Below are 8,726 nucleotides of genomic sequence, written 5' to 3'. Positions count from 1 at the left end.
CTCAACCCCTGTCCAACGCCGGCGCGGGCCGGTCCGAACCCGCCAGGGCCGCGCGGTCGAACATCGCCCCCATGGCGACCACGACCTTGCGCGGTTCTTCGTACGGATCGCGCGCGTGCGCGGCCAGCATGTTGTCCAGCATGACCACGTCTCCCTGCGCCCATGCGAAACGCACCGCGCATTCCTCATAGGTGCGGCCGATGATGTCCATCATCGATTCCGGTATGGCGCCGCCGTCGCCGAAATAGACCTGGCGCGGCATCCGCTCGGCGCCGGCGATACTCAGCAGGTCCGCGCGCACCTCCGGCTCCAGGCAATGGATGTGATGCAGCTGGACCTGGTTGAAGAACACGCGCTCTCCGGTGCCGGGATGCGTGATCACGGCAGGGCAGCGCGTACGCGTCTGCAGCGTGTTGTCGTCCAGCCAGCGGAATCCGGTGCCGGCGCGCCGCAGCCTGGACTCCACGTCCTGTCGGTCGTCGGTGCCGAAGAAGCGCTGCCAGCTGACGTCCAGCCGTTCGGTGAAGGTGCGGACATACAGCAGCTCGCGGCGCTCGAAGGCTTCGACGATGTCCGGCGGCAGGCGGCGCAGCATCTCGCGGCAATCGACGATGGGCGTCGCGCCGCCGACCCGCGAGGGCAGCTCGCAGAAGAACAGCTGCTTGCGCGGCCAGCGCTCCAGATGCGCGCTCTCGTTGTGATACAGGATCATCTGCTTTTCGGGATAAGGGGTGGACCGGTAGGTGTTGCGGCCACCCTCCTTCTTCGGCAGATCCCCATAGCCGCCGTAAAGCGCGGGTTCGATGGCTTCGGCGAAGGCCTCGAACTGCCGCGGCGTGCGCAGCGCGAAATTGCGGAACAGAATGCCGCCGTGACGCGCCAGCAAGGCCTCGATCCGCCCACGCTGCGCCGCCGCCCAGGCCAGCGGGTCCAGGTCCGGATCCAAGGCCTCGATCAACAGGGGAAAGGGACGCTCCGCGGTCAGCGGCGCCATGCGCACGGGCGCGGCGTCCGCGGGGCCGGCGACGGCGGTCCGCCGCGCCGACAAGCGATCCAGCTTGCCGCGCACCCGGGCTTCTTGCGCGTCCCGCGTCGATGGCGCGACGTCCCTTTCTTGCATCGTTGCATCGTCGTGCGTGGATACCGTGGCGGTCATGGCGGATTCCATTAGCGGGGGAATGTCGTCGACGGCCCAGGCGCGGCCATCGTCAGCGGCGACCGCATGCAGCACTTCCGCCCAGATCGTCGCCATGCTTTCCACGGCCGCGGGCGAAAACAACGCATCGGCATAAGTCCATTCGATTTCCAATCCCTGGGCCTGTTCGTGCACGAACACCGCCAGGTCGAAGCGCGCATGCAAGGTCGGCAGCGGCACGGGCCGGACGGCCACGCCCGGCAGGTCGAGATCCAGGCGCAGCGTGTCCTGCATGACGAACAGCACCTGCACCAGCGGACTGCGTCCCCGCTCGCGCGGCGCGCCCACGGCGTCGACGATGCGGTCGAACGGCACGGCCTGGTGTTCCAATGCATCGAGCACGGTGGCTCGCACGCGCTCCAGCCAGCGGGCGAAAGGCGCGGAATCCAGGGCGCGCGAGCGGATGGGCAGCACATTGACGAAAAAGCCGATCAGCGACGACAAGGCCGGATCGTCACGGCCCGCCGCATCCGTGCCGACGACGATATCGTCCTGGCCGGCATGGCGATGCAGCGTCATCAGGAAGACCGTCATAAGCACCTGGAACAGCGTCGCATCGTGGCGCCGCGCCAGGTCCGACAAGCGGCGGGCAAGGCTGCCGGGCACGACCTGCCGCAGCGTGGCGGCCCGCGCGCTATCCGGGACTGCCGCGCCAGGCACAGCCGGTCCGCGATCGAACCTATCGGCGCCCGGCGGCTGCCGTGGCGGCGCCTCCGGACGCCGCGCCATACCGCGCCCCAAGGCGGCCGAGGGCAAGGAAAGCACGGGCGCCTGGGCCAGTTGCGCGCGCCAATAATGCAGGCTGCCCTCCCAGGCGCCCGATTGCTGCGCGTGCAGGCTGGCCGCCGCGTAGTCCCCATATTGCAAGGCCGGCGCCGGCAGGTCCCGGCCCGCATAGTGGGCGCGGAACTCGTCGGCGAACACGCCCGTCGACCCGCCATCGAAGGCGATGTGATGCACCGCCACCACCAGCGCATGGCGGCGTTCGCCCAGGCGCAGCAAGCGCGCGCGCAGCATGGGACCGGCGGCGAGATCGAAGGGCTCGGCGACCGTTTCGGCGGCCAGGCGGACGATGGCCGCATCGACGGTCGCCGCATTGATTGCCGCCATAGCGGTGGCCGCCACATCGCGGGCCCCGTCGCCGGCATCCGGGGCCGTCGCTGCGCCGTACGCCGACGCATCGACGAGCGGCACTTCCATATGCGCTACATCCGCGACCCGCGCGCCGGGCTCGCCATCCTCGTCCTCCGGATACGAGGTGCGCAGCACCTCATGGCGCGCGACGATGCGATTGATCGCGTATTCGACACGTCCCGGATCGAGTTCGCCGTCCAGCAGGAACGCCATGCCCAGGTTGTAGCGCGCGCGACCCGCCGCATCGGGGGCCATGCGGTCCAGCAGCCACAGGCGCCGCTGGACCGGCGCCAGCACATCCGCCGCGCGACCCGCATCGGTTGCGTTCGCCTGCCATGCCCGCTTGCCGCGCATCGCATCGAGATGCGCCGCGCAATCCGCCAATTCCGGATGGGCGAATACGTCGCGCACGCCCGCGGCCACGCCCAGCCGCGTCCGGATGGCCGCGGCCACCCGGGCCGCGGACAGGGAGCTGCCGCCCAGGTCGAAGAAGCGCGCGGTACGGTCTTCCACGGCACGTCCCAGCGCCTGCGACCAGATGGCGGCCAGGGCCGCTTCGGTCCCGTCCTTGGGCGGCACCGGCGCGGCATCGCCCGCCTCGCCCAGGACGAAGCGGCCGTGCTCATGGATGGCATAGGCATGCAGGGTCCCGCTGCGCCAGCCCGCCCGCGTGGCGGCCCGCTGCAGCTTGCCGCTGGAGGTCTTGGGCAAGGTACCCGGCTCCAGCAGCACCGTCACCGACAAGGCTTCGCCGCACGCCAGCGCCACGGCGCGGCCCAGCGCGCGCACCAGGCCGCCCGGCGCATGGCGCTTGCGCTGCAGCGGCGCGATCTCCGCCGCCAGGCCGATGCCTTCGCCGTCCGGCGTGTCCACCGCGAAGGCTGCCACGCGGCCCTTGCGTGCCTGCGGGACCTCCGCCTCGACGACCGCCTCGATGTCCTGGGGATACAGGTTGCGGCCGCGCACGATGATCAGGTCCTTGATGCGGCCGTTGATATACAGTTCGCCGCCGTGCATGAAGCCCAGGTCGCCCGTGCGCAGCCAGCACAGGCCGTCGCGCGCCACCAGCGATCGCGATGTCGCCTCGGCGTTGCCCCAGTATCCCCGCGCGATGCTGGGGCCGGCGGTCCAGATCTCTCCCTGGCATCCGTCCGCCAGCGGCTGCAGCGTTTCCGGGTCCACGATGGCGATGCGGTGGCCGGGCGCCGGCGCGCCGCATGCCACCAGCCGCCGGCCCTGCGCCATGGCGTGCGCGCGGCCTGCCGACAGCGCGTCCTCGTCGAAGGTCGTGCATATCGGCGGCCGCGTGCGGTCGCCGCCGGATACGAACAAGGTCGCCTCGGCCAATCCATAGCAGGGATACAGCGCGGCGGCGGGCAAGCGGGCGTCGGCGCAAAGGCGGGCGAAGGCGGCCAGCGTATCGGGGTTGACGGGCTCCGCGCCGGAAAAGGCGATGCGCCAGCTGGACAGGTCCAGCCCCCGTAGCTGTTCGGGCCGGATGCGCTCCACGCACAGCCGGTACGCGAAATCCGGTCCCCCGCTGAAACTTCCGCCATGACGCGAAATCGCTTCCAGCCAGCGCAGCGGCCGCTCCAGGAAGTACCGGGGCGACATCAGCACGACCCGCGTCCCCAGGTACAGTCCCTGCAGCAGGCCGCCAATCAGGCCCATGTCGTGATACAGCGGCAGCCACGACACGCAGACATCCGACACGCGGGTACCCATGCCCTGGTGCATGGCGAGCGAATTGGCCATCAGATTGGCATGGCTGACCATCACCCCCTTGGGATTGGCGGTCGACCCCGAGGTGTACTGCAGGAAGGCAATGTCCTGCCCGTCGGCGGCAGGTCCATCCCATGCCGCCATGGGCGCCATGGATGCCATCGGCGCCATGGGCGCGATGGCCGCCTCGAGGGCCCACGCGGCGGCCGCGTGCGAGCCGGCGACGTGCGAGCCGGCGACGTGCGAGCCAACGACGTGCGCGCCGGCCCCGTGCATTCCGGCAACGCATGCGTCGATCGCCAGCAAGGGCACGCCATCGAACCATGCCAGCGCGCCCGCCAGCCCCGCCACCGCCTCCGCCGTGGCCAGTACGCAACCCGCCTGGCAGTCCCGCACGATTACCTGCAGGCGGCGCAGCTCCTGCTCGCGCGCCGGATCCGGCGGGAACGCCGGCACCGCGATCATCCCCGCGTACAGGCAGCCGAAGAACCCGATGACGTAGTGCGGATCGTTATCCAGCATCAGCAGCACGCGGCTGGCCCTGGGCAGCCGCGACCGCAGCGCCGCGGCCAGGCGCCGCGCCGCGGCGTCCAGTTCGGCGTAGGTCAGCGACCGCGCGCCGCCGGCCTGCTCCACAATCAGCGCCGTGGCGTCGCCGCGCCTGCGCGCATGCTCGCGCAGGCGCGCGTCGATCGTGGCGGCGCCATCGTCCGGCGACGCGTCGTACGCCATGGACGGGGGCGGCATGCCCGGCAGTGCCGGCCGGCCCGCGTTCATGCCGCCACCGCGTCGTGGAACATCGCCGAGCCGTGCGGCTGCGCCATCGCGACCACCACCTTGCGCTCGCCACGGTAGGGCGTGCGCGCATGGGCAGCCAGCATGTTGTCCAGCATCAGGACGTCCCCTTCTTGCCAGGGAAACACGATGGTCTCCGCCGCCAGGGCCTGCCGTATCCGGTCGAAGACGGCGTCCTCGATGGGCGTGCCGTCGGCGAAGTACACGTTGCGCGGCATGCGGTCCGCGCCCACCAGTTCCTCCAGCGACTCGCGCACGTCCGGGTCCAGCGCCGACACATGGAAGAGATGCGCCTGGTTGAACCACACCGGCTCGCCCGTCGCGGGATGACGTTCGACGCCCTGGCAGCGCTGGCGCGTGCACAAGCCGTCGTCCGGCAGCCACTCCGCCTCGATGCCCGCGTGCCGGCAATACGTCTCGACACGGGCACGGTCGTCCGTATTGAAGACCTGCTGCCACGGCACATCGAACTCGCCGAAATTGCGCACGTACAGCAGCCCCCGCGCGAAGCGCTCGCGGATGGATGCCGGAATGCGCCGGTAGATGGCGCGGCTGTCGGCAATGGGCGTTTCGCCGCCGGATGCCGCGGCCTTCACGCAATGGAACCAGATCTTCATGGGCCACTCGCGCGTATAGGCCTGCTCGTTGTGCAGAGGGATATGCTGGTGCGCCGGATACTCCGTGCTCGTGTACACGCCGGAGGACACCGCGCTGCGCGGCGTGGAGGCGAACTCATACGACAGCAGCGCATGCCCGAAGCCCGCGGCGAAGGCGCGGAACTCCTCCACCGACGCCACGGCATAGCCGCGCAGCAGCACGCCGCCGGCACGCGGCAAGGCCGCGTCGATACGCTCGCGCAGGCCGGGCAGCGCCTGCAGCAAGGGCTCGCCCTCGCGCGCGGGCGATATCGTCACCGGCAATCCCGCGCCGGCCGGTCCGGCAGGTTCATATCGTTCCATCATGGATTCCATCGGTTCAGGACGGCGCCGTGCCGGCGCGGCGGCGGGCGTGGCGCCCGGGCCGCTGCCGAGAGCCGCCCGCGGTTCAGGCAAACGCGATCGATCCGTGGCCCGCCCGCTGCGCGATAGGCCGCAGGGACCGGTCGATCAAGGCCAGGACTTCTTCTTCCCGATGCTTCACGAAAAAATGTCCGCCTTCGAACCACGCCTGGCGGATGCCGCACGCGGTCTCCTCGCGCCAGGCATCGATAGCCGGCGCCGCGATGTCGTCATCCCGGCCGGCCAGCACCAGCAGGGGCACGGCCAGCCGCGGACGCGGCGCGTACCGGTAGGCGCGGCACATGGCATAGTCGGCCGCCAGGGTGTCCAGCGCGAAGCGCCGCAGCCCCCGGCTGCCCAGCACGGCTTCCGGCGTACCGCCCTGTTTGCGCAAGTCGTCGATCAGGGCCTGGTCGTTGTCCATGCCGTCGAAGCGCGCGGGATCGCGCCGCGCCGGCGCCGGACTGCCCGAGACGATAAGCAGGCTGGGCGCCGCCAGCCCCCGCGCGCCGATGCGCGCGGCCATGTGGTAGGCGATCAGGGCGCCCATGCTATGGCCGAACAGCGCATAGGGCTGGCGGGCCATATCGCCCGCATGTTCCTCCACCAGCCGGGCGGCCAGGGTTTCCACGTCGGTGGCGTAGGGCTCGTCCATGCGGACGCCGCGCCCCGGCAGTTCCACCGGCAGGATGTGCAGCCAGGGTTCCAGCCGCCGCCGCCAGCGCAGGTACATGGTCGCGCTCGCGCCGGCGCATGGCAGGCATAGCAGGGACACCGCCGGGGACATCATTCCACCGCCGACGCTTGTTCATCCATGAAGCGGCGCAGCGACAAGGGACGCATATCCGTCCAAACCTTTTCGACGTACGCCAGGCAGGTCTGCTTGTCGCCCTGTACGCCGGTATCGCGCCACCCCGCCGGGATGGCCTTGAAATCCGGCCACAGCGAGTACTGCTCCTCGTCGTTGACCAGCACCCGCAGAACCGCGCCTTCACGATCGAAGCAACTCATCACTCTTTCCGTCCGTGTCGTTGTCAGGGGTGAGCCGGGGCCTGTCGAGCGTGGACAGGATTAGCTCTCATTTCCGTTGACGAACGACCGTGAACGGAATTTAACGAAGCTTGCTCCAGCCGCCTGCAAATGCGTTAGGAAAAGTAATTGATAAGCGTTATCATTATGCGCATCGACATTCCGACCCTCCTGCGGAGACGAACCCATGTCTGGCGACGAGCTGAGCGTGCATCAAAGAACGGAAGCGCTTTACTCCCAGCACCAGCCTTGGCTGGCCGGCTGGCTCCGCCACCGGATGGGCGGCGAAGACGCCGCCGTCGACCTCGCGCAGGACACCTTCGTACGCATCCTTGCCACCCGCGAGCTGCCGGCGCTGGCCGAGCCGCGCGCCTTCCTGGCCACCATCGCGCGCCGCCTGCTGGCCAATTACTACCGCCGCAATGCCATCGAGCGCGCCTACCTGGAAGCCCTGGCGCTGGTGCCGGAGGAATACGCGCCGGGTCCCGAACAGCGCAAGCTGCTGCTGGAACAGCTGTATGCCATCGACGCGGCGCTGGACGCCCTGCCCGCCAAGGCGCGCGAGGCTTTCCTGCTGGCCCAGCTGGAAGGCATGAAACACGAGGACATCGCGCGGCGGCTGGGCGTGACCACCCGCACGGTGCGGAACTACATGGTGCGCGCGGTACAGGCCTGCTTCTTCCTGCAAGAGACCGCGCGATGAGCCGCGGCACCGGGCAGCGCATCCTGTACGCCGGCGGCATGCCCCTGGAACCGCGCATCGCGGAGGAAGCGGCACGCTGGTACGTCCTGTTCTCGTCCGGGCGGGCCACGGACAAGGACCGCCAGGACTGGGTGGCATGGTGCGCCGCCGATGCCGACCACCAGCGCGCCTGGGCCCAGCTGGCCTACGCGGACGACCGCATGAACGCGATCCGCGGCCGGCCCGCCTACGAGGCCCTGAGCCGCGCGCGCCGCAAGGACACCCGCCGGCGCCTGCTGCGCGCCGCCGCGGGGTTGCTGGTACTGGGCGCGCCCGCGGCATGGCTGGCCGACCGCATGCGCCTGCTGCGCATCACGCCCGACTACACGGCCGGTGTCGGGACGCGGCGCGAGATCGTGCTGCGGGACGACAGCCGCATCGTGCTCAATAGCGGTAGCGGCATCGACGTGGATTTCTGCGATGCGGGGCGCATCGTCACCCTGCGCCGCGGCGAAGCCTATTTCACGACCGGGCATGCCACGCCCTACCGGCGGGCGCCCTTCGCGGTACGCACCGCCGCCGGGACCGTGCGTGCCCTGGGCACCCGTTTCAATATCCGCGTGGAAGACGAGCGCGCCACCGTGGCGGTCTACGAAGGCCAGGTCCGCCTGCACCCGGCGGGGGGCGCCGAGCCGGCCTACCTGTCCGCCGGCAACATGGCCGCCTTCTACCATGGCGGCATGGGTCCCATACGTCCCGTGGCGCCGGGCACCGATGCCTGGCTGCAGGGCCGCATCGCCGCCGACGACGTCGCCCTGGCCGACTTCCTGGCGGAACTCAGCCGCTATCGGCGCGGCTATATCACCTGTGATGCCGCCGCCGGGCGCATGCGCCTGTCCGGCCTCTTCCCCACCGACGATACCGACCGCGTACTGGATGCGATCAGCGGACTGCTGCCCGTGGCCATCACCCGCCGGACGCCGTACTGGGTAGAGGTCTCCGCGCGCCGCGCCCTGTAGCGCCGGCCGCCCGGAAAGACAGGCACGGCCCGGGGCGCACGCCGGCTTGCCGGCCTGCGGCCCTGCGCTGCCTTGCCGTCGCGCGGCGATTGCCGACCCCAGAAAAAATTCCGCCCATCGCTTTCCGGTTTTCGCATGGCTACGTGTCCTCT

General features: G+C 70.3%; 6 protein-coding genes. 2 read left to right on the top strand and 4 right to left on the bottom strand.

Features of this window, described 5'->3' with window-relative positions; translation table 11 throughout:
• Position 1: 1 nt before the first annotated feature.
• From BAU06_RS10695 to BAU06_RS10680, 4 genes are all read right to left on the bottom strand, one after another.
• Positions 2-4,828, bottom strand: coding sequence for a condensation domain-containing protein (locus BAU06_RS10695; RefSeq protein ID WP_066348455.1), 4,827 nt, complete (start codon positions 4,826-4,828; stop codon positions 2-4).
• Positions 4,825-5,817 carry a TauD/TfdA family dioxygenase gene (locus BAU06_RS10690; protein WP_066348452.1) on the bottom strand — a complete coding sequence of 331 codons (993 nt, stop codon included), beginning with the start codon at positions 5,815-5,817 and terminating at the stop codon, positions 4,825-4,827. Before BAU06_RS10690 ends, BAU06_RS10695 begins: the two co-directional genes overlap by 4 nt.
• 73 nt (positions 5,818-5,890) lie before the next feature.
• Positions 5,891-6,634, bottom strand: a complete 744-nt coding sequence (locus BAU06_RS10685) for a thioesterase II family protein (RefSeq protein WP_082993620.1) — start codon at positions 6,632-6,634, stop codon at positions 5,891-5,893.
• Complete coding sequence (locus tag BAU06_RS10680; protein ID WP_066348447.1) at positions 6,631-6,855, bottom strand: MbtH family protein; 225 nt, start codon at positions 6,853-6,855, stop codon at positions 6,631-6,633. The genes BAU06_RS10685 and BAU06_RS10680 overlap by 4 nt, the downstream gene beginning before the upstream one ends.
• A gap of 205 nt (positions 6,856-7,060) precedes the next feature.
• On the opposite strand from BAU06_RS10680, the gene BAU06_RS10675 reads away from it, so the two are divergent.
• The gene (locus BAU06_RS10675) at positions 7,061-7,576 is read left to right on the top strand and encodes a sigma-70 family RNA polymerase sigma factor (RefSeq protein WP_066348444.1); all 516 of its coding nucleotides are present in this window, start codon (positions 7,061-7,063) and stop codon (positions 7,574-7,576) included.
• Complete coding sequence (locus BAU06_RS10670) at positions 7,573-8,574, top strand: FecR family protein (RefSeq protein ID WP_066348438.1); 1,002 nt, start codon at positions 7,573-7,575, stop codon at positions 8,572-8,574. The genes BAU06_RS10675 and BAU06_RS10670 overlap by 4 nt, the downstream gene beginning before the upstream one ends.
• The last annotated feature ends 152 nt before the right edge of the window (positions 8,575-8,726 follow it).

It is taken from the genome of Bordetella bronchialis (assembly GCF_001676705.1).
In the GTDB taxonomy this organism is placed as follows: Bacteria; Pseudomonadota; Gammaproteobacteria; order Burkholderiales; family Burkholderiaceae_B; genus Bordetella_C; species Bordetella_C bronchialis.
Note: the sequence above shows the minus strand (reverse complement) of the source record. Positions and strands in the feature narration are given on the sequence as shown.

Excerpts from the sequence above, each read along its gene's own strand:
- BAU06_RS10685 (WP_082993620.1), bottom strand. The coding sequence starts at position 6,634 with ATGATGTCCCCGGCGGTGTCCCTGCTATGCCTGCCATGCGCCGGCGCG.
- BAU06_RS10695 (WP_066348455.1), bottom strand. The coding sequence starts at position 4,828 with ATGAACGCGGGCCGGCCGGCACTGCCGGGCATGCCGCCCCCGTCCATG.
- BAU06_RS10670 (WP_066348438.1), top strand. The coding sequence starts at position 7,573 with ATGAGCCGCGGCACCGGGCAGCGCATCCTGTACGCCGGCGGCATGCCC.
- BAU06_RS10675 (WP_066348444.1), top strand. The coding sequence starts at position 7,061 with ATGTCTGGCGACGAGCTGAGCGTGCATCAAAGAACGGAAGCGCTTTAC.
- BAU06_RS10690 (WP_066348452.1), bottom strand. The coding sequence starts at position 5,817 with ATGGAATCCATGATGGAACGATATGAACCTGCCGGACCGGCCGGCGCG.
- BAU06_RS10680 (WP_066348447.1), bottom strand. The coding sequence starts at position 6,855 with ATGAGTTGCTTCGATCGTGAAGGCGCGGTTCTGCGGGTGCTGGTCAAC.